Genomic DNA, 19,542 nt, shown 5'->3' with positions numbered 1-19,542 from the left:
GACATTTATGACGTCACGAGTTCCATTTTATCTATCCGTTTTATTGCTGATAGTGGCAGGAATTACACTGAGTGTAGTTCGCCACCAAACTTACGGGGTGCCATGGACACCTGGAGAAACTCGCCAAATTTGGGATATTGAAGCACGCGTCGAATTCAATGCGTTAGGTAAAGAAGCCAAAGTCTCTTTAGCCGCACCTCATACTCAAGATGGGTATACCTTAATCAATGAATCGTCATCGTCGCCGGGTTATGGCGTCGCTTACGTTACGACTGACACAGGCAAACGTGTTGAATGGTCAATCCGCAAAGCAACTGGCCCACAAACTATTTACTATAAAAGCCAATTTTTAGTTGATCCCCAAGCGAAAGCAACACCTATCCCGCCTGTGGGCGATGTAGTTCAACCGACCTTTAACGGTCCAGAAGAAGCCGCAGCTATCGCATTAATTGAGCAAGCGAACCAACGCTCTGCGGATAACATTACTTTTACCCGCGAACTGATTAAAAATCTCAATGACACCGACAGCCAAAACGCCTCTTTACTACTCAATAAAATGAGCAAAGTAGACGCCACACAAAAACTGCTGTCATACTCTCAAATTCCCAATAAGGTCGTTGGTGTTATTCAGCTCGAAGATGGTCGCCGCCGTCAAACGATTCAACACATGAACGAAATATGGAATGGCGATCAGTGGGTGCTTTTTAACCCTGAAACGGGCACGCAGCCCAACCACCCTAACCTACTGGTTTGGGATGAATCCAACGTTTCACTGCTGGATGTCACGGGTGGACAAAATAGCCAAGTTCACTTCACTATGCTGTCTCAAGATGTTTCACCTCAAACGGCAACCAATAATAAAATTGAGGCCGACAAACTCTTAAACTTCTCTATTCACAGTTTGCCGCTTGAAGAGCAAGCGATGTTCAAGACCATCATGTTGATTCCTATCGGTGCATTAATTGTGGTGTTCTTGCGGGTGATTATTGGGCTAAAGACTTCGGGAACCTTCATGCCGGTACTGATCGCCGTAGCCTTTGTTCAAACTCAATTACTGACAGGTATCGTGGGCTTTCTGCTTATCGTCGGAACGGGTTTAATCATTCGTAGCTATTTATCGAAATTAAACCTGCTGCTGGTGGCACGAATATCGGCGGTGATCATCACTGTAATACTCATTATCTCTGTCTTCACGGTTGTTGCCTTTAAGATCGGCCTCACCGAAGGGTTATCCATTACTTTCTTCCCGATGATCATTCTATCTTGGACCATCGAACGCATGTCGATTCTGTGGGAAGAAGAAGGAGCAAAAGAGGTTATCTTACAAGGTGGCGGCTCACTGTTTACCTCAGTATTGATCTACTTAGGTATGACTAACTCTTATGTGCAACACCTAACCTTTAATTTTATTGGCTTACAGCTGATCGTATTAGCTGCCATTCTGCTATTGGGAACCTATACTGGATACCGTTTAACTGAACTTCGCCGTTTTAAACCGTTAGCCGAGGAGTAAAGATGTTTTCATTATCCGAATACACTTCTCCATTTAAGCTACGCCGTAAAGGCATTATGGGCATGAACAAGCGTAACCATAGCTACATTGGTCGCTATAACGATCGCTCAAAATACCCATTGGTTGATGATAAGTTACAAACCAAATTGATTGCGCAGCGTGCGGGTTGTACTGTGCCAAAACTGATTGGTGTGATCAGTAATCAAGCGGATGTGAAGTCGATCCATGCCATGGTTAAAGAGTGGCCGGGCTTTGTGATAAAACCTGCACGCGGAAGCGGTGGTAAAGGAATTTTAGTGATTATGTCGCACAAGGATGGCGTGTACACTAAACCTTCTGGTGCGACCATCAACCAGCAAGATGTTGAGCGCCACATCAGTAATGCCTTGGCCGGACTATTTTCACTAGGCGGTAAAAATGATGTTGCTGTGGTTGAAAACCTGATTAAATTTGACGATTGTTTCGAAGGCTTTAGCTATGAAGGTGTGCCTGATGTACGCATTATTGTCTTCAAAGGTTACCCCGTCATGGCGATGATGCGCCTTTCGACTTCGGCTTCTGATGGTAAAGCCAACTTACACCAAGGCGCTGTTGGCGTAGGTCTTGATATTGCGACAGGAAAAGCAGTACGAGCCGTGCAGTTTAATTTACCCATCACTGAGCACCCAGATACCGGCAAAGAGCTCTCCACGCTGCAAGTACCACATTGGAAAAAGCTACTCACCTTAGCCTCTAGCGCTTGGGAAATGACCGGCCTTGGTTATATGGGAACCGACATGGTGTTGGATAAAGAAGAAGGACCAATGGTACTTGAGCTTAACGCTCGCCCAGGGCTTGCTATCCAGATAGCCAATGGCGCAGGGCTGCTGCCACGTTTGCAGCATATCGAAAGTTTAGGATCGCAACTTATCTACCCTAGCCCAGAAGAACGCGTGGCTTATGCCGCTAAGCAATTCGGTTCAGGTGAGGTAAGCGAGTAACTCTCACCAAATTTAATCACTAAAAAGCCCAATCTCTATCAGGAGTATTGGGCTTTTTTATTAGCGATGGAGGCGATGCTTACAGCATTTCGGCCATCTGCTGTGCTTCTGATTTTGGTTTTTCAGTTTGACCAAAACCTCGCAGACCGACCACATGAACGTGTTCGTGATCTTTAAACACTTTGCGCACTAATTTATAGGTCGTGCCTTTCTCAGGGCTAATGTTCTCTGGCGCAGCAATTAAAAGTTGCATATCCAGACGCTCGCACAGTTCAAACAAGGTTGAAATGGATTTAGCATCCAAACGCGCCGCTTCATCTAAAAACAGTAAACGACATGGAACGATGTCTTTACTGCGTAGACGACGAGATTCCTCTTCCCAACTTTGAATCACCATCAATAAAATAGACTGCCCAGTACCAATCGCTTCACCAGTCGATAACGCCCCCGATTCCGCTTGCAACCAGCCATCGGATCCGCGATTTACTTCAACACTCAACTCTAAGTAGTTACGGTAATCCAATAGCTCTTCACCCAATACTTGCGGTGAACGTTGCCCCATATCGATATGCGGGTTAACACGCTGGAACAATTTCGCCATCGCTTCGGAGAAGGTATAACGAGTACTCTCAAACAGATCTTTATGCTGACTCTGTTTTTCAGATAATCCCGCGAGTAGGATTTCATGGCTCTCGCGTACTTTCACGTTAAGGCGAACGCCTTTCACCTGACCAAAGTTAATGTTAGACAAACCTTGGTTGAGCATCCGAATACGATTTTGCTCACGTTGAATGGTTTTTTTGATGATGCTGGCCACCGATTCAGAACTGATCGCTAAACGGTTTTCACGTTGAGTCAGCTCTTCTGTTAAGCGCGCAAGCTCCACTTCCATCTCTTCAATCGCTTCAACAGGATCATCAGTGCGAATGATGTCTTGGCGAATACGCTCACGCAGATGTTGATACACGGCGATGTAGAAAAAAACTTTGCGTTCTGGATGTGCGTTATCTTCCGACAAACGCAGTGCATCACGCAGGTCGTCATTACTTGCGACCGCTAAACGCAGCGCGCCCAGTGATTTATCCGACATGGAACGCAGTTCATCGGCCGATAAATACGCCAGCTCACGTTTATGCAAGCGGCGCTCAACATCGTGATCACGCGCCAAACGTAATACAGAGCACCACCCTGCTTTTGCATTCACCACAAATGTGCGCAGATCTTGATAATCTTTCTGCACCTTTTTCAACCGTTTAACTAATGCTTTCATTTCAAGATCAGTTGCGGTCAGTGTACGTTCATAGTCGCTCTTACGGGTACGTGAGGCATGCAGACGCTGTTGCAATTCATCACGACGACGTTCAGCACGCTCTTGCGCACCTTCATCGGCATGCACACCAAACTCTTGTAGCTCCTGCTTGAACTCTTGAACCGTTTCCAACTTAGCTTGATGTGAGCTTTTTAAGGCCGCTAACACTTGGTTATATTGGTTCATTTGGCTTTGAGCCTGTTTGAGCTCATCACGAGTACGGGTACGAGCGCTTTCTGCCTCAACCAATTTGTTTTTGAGCTGCTCACTTAGCTCGCTACTTTTACTGAGCAGAGCAACCGAATCGGAATAGCTAAAATAGTGGCGGCGTTCAATCACGTCTGAGAGTGCAAAGATCTGCACTTTCAATGTCTGAAGAGCTTGATCCGCTTGCTGATATTGTGCAGTGAGTGCATCAAATTGCTGCGGGTCAACTTCAAGCGCTGAAGCAAGCTGCTCTAACTCCGCGATGGCTTTACCGTGCGAACTTAAAAACGCTTTCGCTTCCGCCAGTTGATTAATATTCAGCTCAGCTTCATCGAAACGTGCTTGCAATGCCTCATCTTCAATGAGCAACATGTTAGGAGCCAGCTTATCGAGCATCGTTAACGCGTGTTTGCTCAACTGTAACTGGTTGCGCTGCTGCTGCTCTTTTGCGTCCAATTCAGCCAATACACGGACCAGTTGATTGCGTTGCTCACGTGCAGCTTGCAACGCTTGTTCTGGATCGGCTTCAAAAGCGACTTGGATGTGTGAAGCAACAAATTGGTTAAAGCTGTGGTATAGACGTTGCAGTTTTTGTGAATCAAACGCCGCTTTCGCGTGCTCTTCCACCACTTCTTCGCGCTCGTTACGCAGTAACTCTAAACGTTGTTCGCGCGCGGCGCGGCCAAAGAGTGGGATCTCAGGTAAACGAGAATAACGCATTTGGCGGTTATTGAGCTGAACACATACCGCTCCTTCCAATTCGTCAGCATTGAACGAGCTATCATCAAAGGCATCGACATCCCCTTCAATGATGTACAGATCTTCTGGGCAGTCATCAAGCTCGACCAGCTTCTCTTTGATGCCAGATAAATCCGAAACCACAATCGCATGGCGAGCCGGGCCGTACATGGCACTGAAATAAGGTGCATCGTCAATCGTGATGTCATCGTAAATTTCAGACAATAAAACGCCGCCTAAGCTATCCGCTAATCCTTTCAAGCGAGGATCATTTGAACCACCAGGAGACGCCAAGCGCTCGATTTCATTTTCAAGCTGCGCGCGACGTTCTGCCAGCTTATCTTTAGCGATTGATTGTGCTTTTTCTTGCTCAAGCACTTGCTGCATCTGCGCCATCACAGCTTGGCTATTTTCTAATGTTGCACCACTTTGTTCACGTAAAGTATGCAATGCATCATTGGCAGCAATCCAAGTCGGAGCGATCGATTCCAGTCGTTGAATTTCAGCCTGTTTATCTTGTTCGGTACGGCGCTGCTCACTGCGCTGTTCACGCAGCACTTCTTGTTCATATTCCAGCGATTCAATCAGAGCGGCGTGGCGCTCGCGCTCTTGCTCTAGTGTTAGCTCATCGTGCAAGTCAATATGGTGTTGCTTTTGGTATTCAACCACGGACTGACGCGCCACTTGCTGCTGATTTAAACGACGTTCCAGATCTCGCTGCTGTGCATACCACTGTGCTTCATTTTGGCTGATTTGCTGGGCGTTACGCGCTTGCTGCATGATGGCTTTTGCATGCTGAGCCGCATCGTGACGAGGCACTTCACCCACCACACTGCGCACCAATTTCAGTGCCTGCTCAAACTGTTCGACCGCGGCCGAAGACATGTCCAATTTATGCTTTAACGCTAATAACGTGGTCGTATTAGCGTCTTGCTGATGCTTGAGATCAGAAACCTGTGCTTGGGCACGCTCTGGTGTTAACTGATCATCATTTAGCAACTGTTTGGCTTTATCGAGCGCCTGTACGGCTTGTTGATATTGCAAGGCTCGCGTTTGTTGAACATCTAATGCTTGTTGGTAATCGGCCAGTTGACTCTTTAAGCTATCGACCTCATCTTCAGAGATAATCGCTTGCTCTTCAGCCATCATGACGCGCTCTTGCGCCTCTTCGACCACCATCATTTGCTCTTCAAGGCGAATAGTGAGCTCTTGCAAATCCTCTTGATAGCGTTCAATTTTCTCTTGCTGACGCAGTGCGTTTTGCACCAGTTGCAAGTGATCAGAAGCGGCTTGGTGATCTTGCTCTAAGGTAGATTCTTGCTCTAACAGCAGTTCAAGCTCTTCTTGAACTTGATTGAGTAATCGGTTTTGTTCAATCAATGTATGGCGAGAGCCGAACAACTCGTTACGCAACGCGAGCGTTTGCTCTAGCTTATTGTGGCGATCGTTGGCGTGGCGCATGTAATCCGCGGCCACGTAATTTGTCGATTCGGTAATCAGGTGCTTGAAGAGATCGCGATCCGCTTGCGTGGTTTTGATCGCTTCTAATGTCATGCGGTTTTCACGTAACGCCGATTCCATATCTTGGAATGCTTTCTTCACACCACCATTTTGTGGCAACAGATAATCACGCAACGAGCGAGTAATGGCACTGGAGATACCGCCGTATAAAGAAGCCTCAATCAAGCGATAGAATTTTGAACGGTCACTACTGTTACGCAGTTTTTTCGGCACCACGCCAAATTCAAACATCTGCGCGTGATAATCAACAATGGAGCTAAACGCTTTAAAATGCGCCCCTTCAATTTTCGCGACAATCTCTTTCACTTCATTGAGTTGACGCACGCGCGCGTGGCTGTCTGAGACGTTTTCAATCAGTACATCGGTTGGTTTGACATGGCTTGGCAAGCCTTGAATCACAAACGGTTTGATATCCACTTTCTTATCGCGCCCCGCCACCTGTTGTAGCTTAACGCCAAACAGTAAACGCTGTTTGCGTGAATTCACTACATCCAACGCGGCGTAGCATGCGCCCGCTTGCAGTTTACCGTATAAGCCTTTATCGCGAGACGCTTGTGAGCTGCCCGCTTCGGTGGTGTTTCTAAAATGGAGCAAACTTTGATCTGGGATCAAGGTGGTGATAAATGCCGCCATGGTGGTCGATTTGCCCGCACCGTTACCGCCTGACAAGGTGGTAACTAATCCATCAATATCAAAAGTACGAGCAAAAAAGCCGTTCCAATTGATCATGGTTAGCGATTGATATTTACCTCTCTCAATCATGCTTCACCTTCCCATTCTGTTTGCTCGTTAACATTTTGTTCTTCAATCTCGTCTTCGTTATCCAGCAAGCTGCCTTGATTCGGTTCTTGGGCGTGGACAACCGCTTCACCATCGCGGATCAAACGCAGTTGTGCTTCACGCATGTCGTCACCAATGCGCACATCGGCACCAAAACGAAATACGGCTTCGCTAATGCGGAATTTATTGGTATCACCTAAATGGATGATCATCCCCAAACGACGTAAACGACGCAGTGAGGTACGCACTTTTTCAAACAGCTTTTCTTTATCTAAGTCTGAACCGCTGGCTCGGTTGGTAACGAGCTTCATCAGTTTTTTTTCATCGGCCAGAGACAGTAGCTCTTCATACAATTCTTGATTAGTAAAGATGCCTTCGTGCGCAAGGCGTTCAGGACTCAAATAAAGAAAACAGAGCACTTTGCCGACCAACATATCCAACTCAGACAGCACGCTACGATTGATTAAAGCAGTAGAGCGAGGACGCAGGTAAAAAAAGCCTTCCGGCGCTTTGACTAATTCGGTGTTATAGCGTTGGTAAAACAGCGCTAAATCGGGCTCAAAATCCAATAAAAAGGTGTGATTATCCAAATCATCACTAGAAACATGACGCCCAGCTCGAAGCTGGCTATCTAGCGCAGGAAATAAAGGATTTGAAATCGCTTTAGCCAGATTTTCTGGCATGTATTCATTAATATCTGTCGATGACATTTGCTTGTACCTTTGCACCAAAATCGTTGATCGCTTGCCAGTCAGGTTGGATGGCTTGGTAATCTTGCTCTGAGTAGCCAAGTCTCACCGCTTGATCAACAATAATTCGGGCTAAATCAAAATGATGTGTATGGGGATGAGTGGCGAGGTAGTCTCTCAGTACTCGTCCTAAATCAATTGGCATCCCTTGATCTTTATGACCTTTGAGCATACTGCCGATACGCAAGGAGAGCTCATCATTAACTTGCTGGAACTCTTCGTACTCCACTTCTGGAGGCACTTGCCCCATCACCTCATCATCTCTTAACACGAGAGCTTCATCACGCAGGTCGGTTAAACGCTCAGCATCGGCATAAGTGAGATACCAAGGCGCGTCAAAATAGTCGCTGAGTGATTGACGTAAACGCTGGCTAAACGCTCGGTTTTGGTCCATATCAATGGCGGTACGAATGAATTTATGGACATGGCGGTCGTAGCCAATCCAGAGATCGATCGCCTGTTGTCCCCAACTGGTGATGCGATCAAGTTTCATCTGTAATCCAAACAGGATTTCTTCAATAAATTCGAGTTCGGCTTCGCCATAAACCAATTCTTGAATATCCAAAATTTGCGTTTGCAGCTCATCCCCCGCCGCTTGTAAAGTGTCTTGCAGTTCACGCAGCGTTGAAGAGGTTTCAGACAATAACGATTCACAGTTGTTGATCGCTTCACGCCAATCTTTATTCAGCAACTCTGCGATTTGCAGTTTGACCGATTGCTGCTGCTCGTCCATCACACGTTGGTTCAAATCGATACGATCAAAAATTTCCCCTACCGAGTATTTTAATACGCCGTAGACGTTCTTTTTCCAATGCTCTGGGGTACCGCCTTTATTCGCGGCTTCAATCGCCTTGGCCATTTCATCGGCAACCATAGAAAGCTGAATTGAGAGCTTCAGCTTGGAAAACTCTCTATGACGGACGTAATAGTCCGTAATACCAATAGCCAACGGTGACAAACGGTAAATACTAACGCCATCAGTCATCTCGCTGGTGAAGCGGCTCATTAAGCGCTGTTTTACCAACTCATTGATCGCATTATTGGCACGAAACGCGGAGGCTTCACCGGTTTCTTCAAATAAGCGAGTTACGATGGCAAACGCATCGTGTAACTCACCTTCACCTAATTCTTCATCAAACCTTTCGTTACTCAATACTGCGATAGCAATAAGGAACGCCAGTCGTTCTGTCGTCAGGTTCAATGAGAAATCATGCTGCTTTACCCAACTAACCAATTCATCAATAGGTTGCTGTGCAGCGTTCTGAGTCATCTCACTCATTGTTATTCCTGCTCTATTTTCTTTTTCGCCCATACATGAATGTATCGACCTAGCGAGAGGTACGGCTCTTGTCTACATAATTGTTGCTCGAGTGCCAGTACATCTTCATATTGGTAGTCACCCATATTTTTCACATTCCCAATATAGTCACTGAATGATCGGATGCCCGATTTTCCACAAATCTCAAATCCTGATTCTTCGATCCATTGATACACTTCTTCAGGTTTTAGCCCTTGCTGAGGCTGGAGCTTAAACCGCTTGCGATGCGGCATACCCTCCAATACATGGGGAATGTTGCCACAGACAACATTTTTGTACACCAAGCCATGATGGTTATAGAACATGATTGATGCCATACCACCTGGCCTAACTTGAGCTAACAAATTCTGCAATGCGGGTTTTGGCTCGGCTAACCATTCCATCACCGCGTGAAACAACAAAACATCCATTGGCGCACTAAGGTGCGATTGGATGGATTGCACGGGGGAATGTACCAACCGATACTGCTCAAGCAGACCATTTTTGCGGATCTCTTGTTCCGCAAGTTGAAGCATTTCAGAGGATAAATCACACAGCGTGATTTGGTGTCCAAGCTTGGCTATTTTTTGTGACATTTGTGCCAAACCGCCGCCAGCATCAAGCACTTGCAAAGGTTTTGGGTGGTTGCTCAACAAAGCGAGCAGTTGCTCAAGATCTTGCCAAACAATGACTTGACGAATTTCACCTTTGTCAGAGCCGTATATGTTTTTTGCAAATTTGTGGGCAATATCGTCGAAATTCCGGTCTTCAGTCACAGTGGCTTGAGTTATGATAGCGAATCGTGCTGCTATTCTGTCATAGGAATGGCAGGAATAAAGGGGCTTTGTTCCTTTTTATTATCAAGTGGTGTTTTTTCGGACTATTTTGTATATGTTTGAGCTGAAAAAAGTTGTTTCCTCATTATTAATGCCTCTTCCGGCGATGCTAATCCTCGGTTTTGTCGGATTAATGCTCATAATGTTCACCGTCAGACGTAAGACTGGCTGTATGTTTGTCCTCTTCTCTTTAGTGGGGATATTTCTCATCTCTTTCCAACCCTTTGCAACGCGTATGCTAATGCCTTTGGAAAGACAATACTCGGCTTTTCTCCCCGTTGATGGCACCATCGATTATGTGATGGTTTTAGGCAGCAGCCACGTGGTGGACGACCAAATCCCGCCGACCTCGGAACTCAGCCGCACTGCGTTGGTACGCTTAAACGAAGGCATACGTGTCATGCGTATGTACCCCGGCTCAAAATTGATTTTATCAGGCTACTCTGGCGGGTCAGAATTTAGCCATGCGCGTATGCTAGCCGTGGTGGCCCTAGCGCTTGGAGTGAATAAATCCGATATTATTTTGCTAGAAACAGCTAAAGATACTTGGGAAGAAGCACGACAAGCCGCCGCCTTTGTTCAACAGCGTAGGCTGGTTTTGGTAACGTCAGCCAGTCATATGGAAAGAGCGTTAAAAGAGTTTAATTCTGCAGGTATTGACCCAATACCTGCGCCAACCAATTTCTTAGCACAAACGAATATTGAGCAACCTTGGGAAAAATACGCTCCTCGAGCACGTTATTTAGAACAAACCGAGCGTTACTGGTATGAAACGTTAGGGCTGCTGTGGCAAGACTTACGTGATTGGGCCTCCGGGCATGGCGATACAGAATTGGACATCAATAGCAATTAGCAATTGTATTCAACCCAAAACGGAGCCACTGATGTGCTCCGTTTTTCTTGGTAATCGCGGCTACAAAAAATCATGGGAATAAAAAGGCACGGCCCAACGCCAATTTTACACACACGACCACTCAGCTAATCACCAGCGAACATATAACCTTCACCGTGCACAGTCACAAAGATTTGCGGATTCTTGGGATCAAACTCCATCTTCGCCCTCATGCGTCGAATCAGTACATCAATCGTTCGATCGTTAGGTGCATCCACACGGTGGCTGATCATATTTAAAATACGTTCACGGCTAAGGACTTGATTCGGATATGACGACAAGGCAACTAATAGCTCATATTCCGCTTTGGTCAGTTTTACGGGCTCACCATTACGGCTCAGCGCTCGGCGCTGGATATCAAAGGTCCACTCGTTAAAGCGCACTAAATTCGCATTGTGAGATACACCGCTCTCTTCGTTCAGTTTGTTTTTTGCGGTCGAGATCCGCCACAGCAAGTTTTTCACTCTCACCAGCAACTCGCGCAATTCAAAAGGTTTCGTTACATAATCATCGGCCCCCATTTCAAGACCAACAATCTTATCAATGCTATCCGTGCGCCCTGTCACTAATATGATGCCAATATCAGATTGGCTGCGTAGCTCACGCGTTAACATTAAACCATCTTCACCGGGTAAATTAATGTCTAGCATAATCAGATCTATCGCGCTGTTTTTCAAAGCATCTCTCATCTGAGTACCGCTTTCCGCTTGCGTTACCATATAACCTTCGCTTTGAAAGTATCCAGCTAGCTTGCTGCGAGTGACTGCATCATCTTCAACTACTAATACGTGATAGCTCATTTACACCACTTTACTCTATAGAAATGTTCAAACCTCGGCTCGAGATTCTGTACAAAGCCATTCTATTCATAAATAGTCATAATTCTAGTCGTATCACTTTTAAAATTAAGAAAGATGAGAGTTTATTGATTCAAAACAACCTTCCAGACATCCATTAACTTAATGAAAAAATCACTCATATTTTTTCATTTTCTTAGCGACTGCTATTCATTTTTATTAGTTACACTTAGATCAATTACTTTTTAAAAACGATTTTCGCAACCCCCCCCCCTTGGAGAGCCAATACCATGCAAGACATCAAAGCTTTTAATGAACAGCGTGCCGAGATTTATTGGTGGCTTTCGAGCTTATTTGTGAAAGAACTTTCGGAGCATGAATTAGAGCAATACTATACGCCCGCTATTCGCACATTTCTTTCAGGATTAGCAGAAAACGCGACACTTAAACCTGCCATTGATAAATTAGTTGATGCACTGAACCGATTGCAAGACAAAGAAGACGCACAGCTTGAGCTCGCAGCCGATTTCTGTGATCTTTTTTTAAAATCCAATAAGGAGTCCGCGCTACCCTATGCCTCAATTTACATTGGAAAATCAGGGTTGCTCAATGACGAACCAGCCAGAGCAATGTCGGATTTGATGGCAGCCCATCACATTGCAGTCAACGATACACTCAACGAACCCGCCGACCACATTGCGATTGAACTGGATTTCTTAGGTAACTTGATCATTCGCTCCAATGAGCTTGAACAAGAGACACACCTTGAACAAGCCTTTACGCAGCAGTGTGATTTTATTGAACAACATTTGCTCTCTTGGATCCCACAATTCCATCTTCGCTGCCAACAAATTGATCAATTTGGTTTTTACGGTGCCGCAAGCGAATTGTTGGTCGCGTTTCTTCACTTAGACCGCGACTATTTATCAAACTAGTAAGATAACTTGGTTAATACCAATTACTAAATCGGTCAATTGTGACTGTTGACCGATTTATTCGGTGGATTTTTCGTTGCTTGATGGACATTTGCGGACTAGAATCTTGACCGCAAACGATAAAAAATGAATTTAAGATGCAACCGCTGATTAGAGGCGGTTTTTGTGTTTTTACTACTTTTAGGCTTCAATATAACACCGATAGGCCTAATACCGCTGAATTGCTCTTCGTGACTATCACTTTCAGCAGTTATCGACAGGACAGAGAATTTATGGCTACGATTAAAGACGTTGCACGCTTAGCGGGCGTATCAACCACCACGGTATCGCATGTAATCAATAAAACTCGCTTTGTGGCTGAAGCAACCCAAGAACGAGTGATGGAAGCGGTATCAGAGCTTAACTATGCACCAAGTGCAGTCGCTCGCAGCTTAAAATGCAACACCACCCGTACCATTGGTATGTTAGTGACCCAATCGACAAACTTATTTTTTTCTGAGGTTATCGATGGTGTTGAAAGTTACTGCTACCGCCAAGGCTACACACTTATTTTGTGCAATACCGGCGGTATTTACGAGAAGCAACGCGACTACATCCGCATGCTAGCGGAAAAACGTGTCGATGGTATGTTGGTCATGTGCTCGGACCTCACCCAAGAACTGCTTGAGATGCTTGATCGTCATTCAGACATTCCGAAAGTGATCATGGACTGGGGCCCTGAAAGTTCTCAAGCCGATAAAATTATTGATAACTCAGAGGAAGGCGGATATCTCGCCACCAAATACCTTATTGATCATGGCCATACTGACATTGCTTGCTTAAGTGGACACTTCGAAAAAGCGGCGTGCCAAGAGCGTATTCAAGGGTTTAAGCGGGCTCTTGCCGAAGCAAGCCTAACCGTTCATGAAGATTGGATTTTGGAAGGTAACTTCGAGTGTGATACTGCGGTGCTCGCCGCCGACAAGATCGCCGCCATGGACAAGCGCCCAACGGCTGTTTTTTGCTTTAACGATACAATGGCTCTCGGTTTAATGAGTCGCTTGCAACAAAAAGGCATCCGTATTCCTGATGACATGTCTGTTATTGGTTATGACAATATTGAACTTGCTGAGTATTTCTCGCCACCGTTAACCACGGTTCACCAGCCAAAACGACGAGTAGGGAAAAACGCCTTTGAAATCCTATTGGAACGCATTAAAGACAAAGAGCATGAACGTCGTGTGTTTGAGATGCATCCCGAGATTGTTGAACGCAACACAGTAAAAAACATAACGAAATAGTGTCATTATTTAAAGCAAGCGACAAATGTCAATTTTAGGGATTTTCCCATATTCGAGACAGAACGCCGTATTAAATAATAGTAAATTTGGAATTAGCATCACGCAAATAATAAATAAACGTGATGCTCATCCAAAAATTTATCTATTCTTACTATTAGAAGTCACGCACAGGGCAAACCATTTGAAAAGATGGGACGCAAAGCCTCCGGCCTAAACCGACTATTCGGTAGGTAGCGGGGTTGCCGATGGCAAATATGCAAACGTTAAGTTTACCCCTTACTGACACTCTTTCTGCATAAGTTTGCTAATCTCTCGGACCTGATTTTGGTGGCGTTTTTCCCATACACCGAGAATTTACAGCATGGATAAACCAGTACTTAAAGATTCAATGCGACTCTTCGAACAACTTGGACGCGTTAAGTCTCGTTCAATGTTTGGCGGCTTCGGCATTTTTGTCGATGACACCATGTTTGCTTTGGTCGTAAACGATAAACTTCATATTCGCGCAGACGATCTATCAACCTCTCGCTTTAAAGAGCAAGGCTATGAGCCCTATATCTATAAAAAACGTGGGTTCCCTGTCGTCACAAAATACTTCGCATTACCTGACAATTGTTGGGAAAACCCTTCGCTTATTTTACGAGATGCTGCTGTCGCACTCGAAATCGCCAAACAAGAACGAGAAGTTCAAGCCCAAACGAAGCCAGAACGCCTAAAAGATCTCCCGAACCTTCGACTCGCCACCGAACGTATGCTTAAGAAAGCAGGGATAGAATCTGTAACGGATTTGCATACAAAGGGGGCTTTGGAAGCCTATAAAGCGATTCAGCAAACCCATTCTTCTTCAATCAGTCTTGAATTGCTATGGGCCCTTGAAGGTGCTATTGAAGGCAAGCATTGGTCGGTTATCCCACAATCTCGACGCGATGAATTAGCTAAAAGCCTTTAACCTCCGAGTAAATAAATATCTCGATTAAATAATCAAATACGCTCGCATCACCATGCGGGCGTTTTTTTCATCCCGTTTTGAAATATAAATTCGACTTCCTCTGTCTTCTTCACTATATCTAGTAAAATATGTCGTTTTGAGGAATACCATGAATAAAAAACTTTTCTTAGGCTTGGCTTTATTTGCCTTTATTGTCTTTTTGATTGTAAATTTTGGCCACTATCTAACGTTAGATAATGCCAAAGCACAGCAAATGCTATTAAACGAATACATTAGCCAAAACGTGATCAGCGCTGCTTTGATCTATTTCTCACTCTATATTGTGCTCACCGCTTTCTCCATCCCAGGAGCGGCGGTCGTCACGTTACTGGGCGCTGCGCTGTTTGGTTTTTGGACTAGCTTACTGCTTGTCTCCTTTGCCAGCACCATAGGCGCAACTATCGCCTTTTTGAGTAGCCGTTTCTTACTGCGTGAATGGATTCAAACAAAATTTGGTCAAAAGCTGCGAACGATTAATCAAGGCGTTGCAAAAGATGGGGCATTTTATCTATTCTCACTGCGCTTAATTCCGGTTTTCCCTTTTTTCTTGATTAATTTATTAATGGGCCTAACACCCATATCAACCGCTCGCTTTTACCTGATTAGCCAACTCGGTATGTTGCCCGGCACTGCCGTTTATCTGAATGCTGGTACTCAACTAGCTGAAATTGAAAGCTTATCCGGTATTGTATCTCCTTCGGTTTTGCTTTCATTTGCTCTATTAGGTCTTTTCCCTATTCTCACCAAGTGGATTATGGCCAGATTGAACAAAAACCCAACTTCCGCCTGAAGTGAATAATGATGAAAATTTGTGTTTCAAACCACCCGATAGAGGCATATATAGTTTGTCAGTATTTACAGCAATTCAATATTCGCTGTGAAGTGAGAGGCGATAACTTATACGGCTTAGGTGGAGAGCTCCCTTTTTCAGAAGAAACCTTGCCCTATATATGGCTGTTGGATGAAGCTCAAATCGTCGAGGCTCAAGCACAATTATTGGCCTATCAGATAGAAGAGATAAACGAAGAACCTAACTGGGTTTGTGGACAGTGCAACGAGGAAAATGGGCCGCAGTTTGCAGCCTGCTGGTACTGCGGTTGTTTAGATTCAGACTAACGAGTCTGATGCTGGCGGATGAACTCAATTGAGTGGTGGTTAAACATCTCAGACTGTTCAACATTACACACGTGGCCGCAATCTGGGATCTCTAATAACACACTTTGTCTATGCATTGCCACCATGTCTTTAACGGGTTGAATGAACATATAGTCTCTCTCTCCCATAAGATAAAGAGTGGGAATGGGTAGCTCTTTCTCTTTGAAGCATTTCATCAGAGGATTGACTTCGGAAGTCAGCATAAACCAGCGTTTAAACTCTTTTTGGCACAGCTTCTTCGCTTCTCGAATAAAAAGATGGCGTGACTCTTTTTGGTTGCGTTGTGGCATCACAATGTAAGCAAACAAACGATAAAGCCACATGTAAGGAATGATGTGTTTACTCAAATTACCCAACTTTACGAGCACTTGAGAGCGCACATTCAAACGGGTTATCGCTCCACCCAAAACCATAGAGCAAACTCGCCCAGTCGCCATTTCAGCAAGATTACGTACAATAATGGTACCGAGTGACATTCCAACAAAATGGGCAGACTGAATTTTCAAATGATCGAGCACTTTGAGAATATCAAGAGTGACGGATTTAAACGTGTAACGATTTGCCATCAACTCTTTAAACAGTTGGTTTGACTTGCCATGACCTCGTAAATCAACTAATAACAGGTTGAAATGCTCACGGTACGCTTTGATTTGCTTAAACCAGATGGATGAACTTCCACCTGCACCATGCACAAAAACAACCCATTCATCACTGGTGGGATGAAGGTAGGTCTTATGGAAAAGTAAGCTATGAGACATACAAAACCGTTAATCAGCTTCAATTTGAGAAACGCAAGACTACCACAAAACGGGGGCTGAATAGCAAAAAATCATGCGGGCTTGTTCGGCTAAACAAGTAAGGCGCCAAAGCGCCTTACTTGTTATAAGAACATCAGTCATGAAACGCGAGATGATACATCTTGATGTACTCTTTCGCTGAATCCTGCCAGCTAAAATTTTGTCGCATCGCCCTCTGCTGAACCTCCAACATAGTTTCGGGATGTTGAAGATAAAACAGCATCGCTCGCTGCATTGCAATAAGCAGTGCTTCTGGAGAAGGATCATGAAAACCAAAGCCGGTCGCTTCTTCAGGAAACTTATCATAATCACGCACGGTGTCTTTTAAACCACCAACTTCACGAACGATGGGCAGCGTGCCATAAGCCATGCTGTAGATCTGATTCAAACCGCAAGCTTCAAATTCTGAAGGCATTAAGAAGAAATCAGAACCGGCTTCAACCAAATGTGCAAAACGATTGCTATAAGCTTCAACAAACGCAAATTTATCAGCATGCTTCGCCGCCATTTTATGTAGCTGAACAGCAACTTCAGGCTCTCCTGTGCCAACAATAATGAGCTGAGCATCATTGCGTAAGAACGACTCTAGTATAGGTAAAATGTAGTGGAAACCTTTTTGGTGGGTGAGTCGACAAACCATCCCAAACAAAGGCAAGTCACGCTGAGGTAATTGCAGCTCCTCTTGCAACATGCGCTTACTCGCCCGTTTGCCCGCTTGAAGTGATTCAGCTTCATCACAGTAGCCAAGAGGAAGAAATTCATCGTTTTGTGGATCCCACTCGCTATAATCACACCCATTAACGATGCCGTGCAAATCTCTAGCTCGGTGAACAAAATCATCTACCAACCCATGAGAGCCAAGCGGTGTTAGCAGCTCGGAAGCATAATTAGGGCTAACGGCATTGATTTTGTCAGCAAAGGCAATCCCTGCTCTTAGCATACTGACGTGATCGTGTCCGTAGCGTAAAAATTCCATGCCAGATAAGTTCAATTCTGGGATGATCTCTAATTGATGATAAGAAAAAATACCTTTAAAAATCGCGTTGTGAACGGTCAATACGCTTTTCATATCAGAAAAATAAGCGTCATGCTGGTAACGCGTTTTCAACAAAAATGGAACTAACCCTGTATGCCAATCATTTGCATGGATAATCTGTGGTTTTTTACCGAGCTTAGGTAAAACATCTAGGCTAGCCGCTGAAAAGAAACCAAAACGCTCGCCATTATCAGCATACGCTTGGTTATTCTCGCCATACATTTGTGCTCGGCCAAAATATTGTTCACATTCAATTAAGTACACGGCCACTCCATCTAGCTCCATCTGGCGGACCAGATATGAAGTATGAGGCCAATGGGTAAGCTCAGTTTCTAGCACAACAGGAGCATCTGAAATGCCCAATATAGAACGATAAGCAGGTAGCACAATAGCTACCTGATGACCTAACTCTTGCAGTGCTTTAGGCAGTGCTTTGGCCACATCGGCCAAACCACCACTTTTGATCAAACCTTGAGCTTCTGAAACGGTAAACCAAACATCGATTTTTTCCATTCTAGAATCCAACTTTTGTTCCTTTTGCGATAACAACGATGCCCTCATCAGAAACATGGAAACGTTGTCTATCGAGTTCTAAATCTTCACCAATGATAGTACCTGGTGCTATTTCGACATTTTTATCAATAATCGTACGCTTAATTGTACATCCTTCACCAATTTTAACATCACCGAGGATCACGGATTCACTCACTAAAGTGTTGGCTCCAATGTTACTGCGGTAACCTAGTACCGATTTATAAATCTTCGCACCTTGAATGTAGCTTCCGCCGGAGATCAAGCTGTCGGTGATCTGTACTTTACGATCGTGTGAATCAACAAAGGTTGCAGGTGGCAACGGTGGATAATAAGTGTGGAGAGGCCAGCTACGGTTATACAACGAAAAATCGGCATCATGCTCTAATAGATCCATGTGCGCTGCCCAGTAGGCCTCAATCGTACCAACATCACGCCAGTAGGTTGTGTCTTTTTCGCCTTTGATTTTATTGGTTGAAAAATCATAGACATAAACCTCTCCTTCCGGGAAAAGTTTAGGAATAATATCTTTGCCAAAATCATGACTGGAATGATTATCTTCAGCATCACGACGCAGTTCTGCACAGAGTTTATCTGTATCGAATATGTAGTTACCCATAGAAACAAGTGCAAGGTCTGGGTGCCCAGGGATCGCCTTAGGGTTGCAAGGTTTTTCTTCAAAACCGACCATTTTTCCGGCTTCATCAACTTCGATCACACCAAACTGAGACGCTTCTTTCAGCGGCATTCTCAGCGCAGAAACGGTCAGTTTTGCGTCTACACGTTTATGGAAATCGAGCATCTGGCGGATATCCATTTTATAGATATGATCAGAGCCAAAAATACATACTTGGTCGGGGGTAGAGAGTTCAATAAAACGAATATTCTGGTAGATAGCATCCGCAGTACCTTCGTACCAGCGCTTGCCATCACGCATCTGTGCGGGGATTGAATCGATAAACCGATCAGTGATGCCCGAAAGGTTCCAGCCTTTCTTCATATGTAAATACAACGATTGTGATTTAAATTGTGTAAGCACGTAGATACGCATCAAATCCGCGTTTACAAAATTATTCAAAGCAAAATCGATTAAACGATAACTGCCACCAAATGGCACTGCAGGTTTACTACGAGATTCCGTTAAAGGCATCAAGCGCGAGCCTTCGCCACCAGCAAGGATCATTCCTAAAACACCAGCCAT

The 19,542-nt window shown here is 44.8% G+C and carries 16 protein-coding genes and 1 riboswitch; of the genes, 8 read left to right on the top strand and 8 right to left on the bottom strand.

Going from position 1 to position 19,542, the window contains the following annotated elements; all coding sequences use genetic code 11:
• The first annotated feature begins 7 nt into the window (after positions 1-7).
• Both NB504_RS01890 and NB504_RS01885 read left to right on the top strand, forming a co-directional pair.
• Positions 8-1,513, top strand: a complete 1,506-nt coding sequence (locus NB504_RS01890) for an inactive transglutaminase family protein (RefSeq protein ID WP_019282190.1) — start codon at positions 8-10, stop codon at positions 1,511-1,513.
• A 2-nt stretch (positions 1,514-1,515) separates the two neighbouring features.
• Positions 1,516-2,493 (top strand): alpha-L-glutamate ligase-like protein, encoded by a 978-nt coding sequence (locus NB504_RS01885; RefSeq protein WP_105977437.1) that lies wholly within the window; start codon positions 1,516-1,518, stop codon positions 2,491-2,493.
• Positions 2,494-2,572: 79 nt separating this feature from the next.
• On the opposite strand, the gene mukB is transcribed toward NB504_RS01885, so the two are convergent.
• Genes mukB through cmoM form a run of 4 tightly spaced genes read right to left on the bottom strand, consistent with a single transcriptional unit; the run spans position 2,573 to position 9,870 of the window.
• Positions 2,573-7,030 carry a chromosome partition protein MukB gene (mukB, locus tag NB504_RS01880; RefSeq protein ID WP_258428145.1) on the bottom strand — a complete coding sequence of 1,486 codons (4,458 nt, stop codon included), beginning with the start codon at positions 7,028-7,030 and terminating at the stop codon, positions 2,573-2,575.
• Complete coding sequence (mukE, locus tag NB504_RS01875) at positions 7,027-7,758, bottom strand: chromosome partition protein MukE (protein WP_017044662.1); 732 nt, start codon at positions 7,756-7,758, stop codon at positions 7,027-7,029. The genes mukB and mukE overlap by 4 nt, the downstream gene beginning before the upstream one ends.
• A complete protein-coding gene (mukF, locus tag NB504_RS01870; protein ID WP_258428144.1) occupies positions 7,739-9,076 on the bottom strand; it encodes a chromosome partition protein MukF in 1,338 nt (445 codons plus the stop codon). The genes mukE and mukF overlap by 20 nt, the downstream gene beginning before the upstream one ends.
• Before the next feature lie 2 nt (positions 9,077-9,078).
• Positions 9,079-9,870 carry a tRNA uridine 5-oxyacetic acid(34) methyltransferase CmoM gene (gene cmoM, locus NB504_RS01865; protein WP_258428143.1) on the bottom strand — a complete coding sequence of 264 codons (792 nt, stop codon included), beginning with the start codon at positions 9,868-9,870 and terminating at the stop codon, positions 9,079-9,081.
• Positions 9,871-9,958: 88 nt separating this feature from the next.
• Here cmoM and elyC point away from each other — a divergent pair, with 88 nt between their 5' ends.
• A complete protein-coding gene (gene elyC, locus NB504_RS01860; RefSeq protein ID WP_258428142.1) occupies positions 9,959-10,783 on the top strand; it encodes an envelope biogenesis factor ElyC in 825 nt (274 codons plus the stop codon).
• 125 nt (positions 10,784-10,908) lie between these two features.
• On the opposite strand, the gene torR is transcribed toward elyC, so the two are convergent.
• Positions 10,909-11,622, bottom strand: coding sequence for a two-component system response regulator TorR (gene torR, locus NB504_RS01855; protein ID WP_115339709.1), 714 nt, complete (start codon positions 11,620-11,622; stop codon positions 10,909-10,911).
• A gap of 287 nt (positions 11,623-11,909) precedes the next feature.
• Between torR and torD the strand changes: the two genes are divergently transcribed.
• From torD to NB504_RS01830, 5 genes are all read left to right on the top strand, one after another.
• Positions 11,910-12,554, top strand: coding sequence for a molecular chaperone TorD (torD, locus tag NB504_RS01850; RefSeq protein ID WP_017044658.1), 645 nt, complete (start codon positions 11,910-11,912; stop codon positions 12,552-12,554).
• A gap of 272 nt (positions 12,555-12,826) precedes the next feature.
• On the top strand, positions 12,827-13,834 hold the full coding sequence (gene purR / locus NB504_RS01845; protein ID WP_026028025.1) for an HTH-type transcriptional repressor PurR: 1,008 nt from the start codon (positions 12,827-12,829) through the stop codon (positions 13,832-13,834).
• A gap of 161 nt (positions 13,835-13,995) precedes the next feature.
• Positions 13,996-14,081: riboswitch (cyclic di-GMP riboswitch) on the top strand.
• Between the two features lie 114 nt (positions 14,082-14,195).
• Positions 14,196-14,783, top strand: a complete 588-nt coding sequence (locus NB504_RS01840) for a TfoX/Sxy family DNA transformation protein (RefSeq protein WP_013857073.1) — start codon at positions 14,196-14,198, stop codon at positions 14,781-14,783.
• A gap of 148 nt (positions 14,784-14,931) precedes the next feature.
• A complete protein-coding gene (locus NB504_RS01835) occupies positions 14,932-15,612 on the top strand; it encodes a TVP38/TMEM64 family protein (protein ID WP_258428141.1) in 681 nt (226 codons plus the stop codon).
• A gap of 8 nt (positions 15,613-15,620) precedes the next feature.
• Positions 15,621-15,938: a hypothetical protein gene (locus NB504_RS01830; RefSeq protein WP_081265479.1), complete on the top strand. Its 318-nt coding sequence runs from the start codon at positions 15,621-15,623 to the stop codon at positions 15,936-15,938.
• Here the strand turns inward: NB504_RS01830 and NB504_RS01825 are convergent.
• The 3 genes from NB504_RS01825 to glgC all read right to left on the bottom strand — a co-directional run bounded on the left by NB504_RS01825 (position 15,935) and on the right by glgC (position 19,542).
• Positions 15,935-16,735, bottom strand: coding sequence for an alpha/beta fold hydrolase (locus NB504_RS01825; protein WP_017049877.1), 801 nt, complete (start codon positions 16,733-16,735; stop codon positions 15,935-15,937). The two genes, NB504_RS01830 and NB504_RS01825, sit on opposite strands and share 4 nt — an antisense overlap.
• A 133-nt stretch (positions 16,736-16,868) precedes the next feature.
• Entirely contained in the window at positions 16,869-18,323 is a 1,455-nt protein-coding gene (gene glgA / locus NB504_RS01820) for a glycogen synthase GlgA (RefSeq protein WP_013857077.1), read from the bottom strand.
• A 1-nt stretch (position 18,324) separates the two neighbouring features.
• A complete protein-coding gene (glgC, locus tag NB504_RS01815) occupies positions 18,325-19,542 on the bottom strand; it encodes a glucose-1-phosphate adenylyltransferase (RefSeq protein WP_013857078.1) in 1,218 nt (405 codons plus the stop codon).

Origin of the sequence: Vibrio sp. RM-69-4 (assembly GCF_024743775.1) — a bacterium.
Classification (GTDB): Bacteria; Pseudomonadota; Gammaproteobacteria; order Enterobacterales; family Vibrionaceae; genus Vibrio; species Vibrio anguillarum.
Note: the sequence above shows the minus strand (reverse complement) of the source record. Positions and strands in the feature narration are given on the sequence as shown.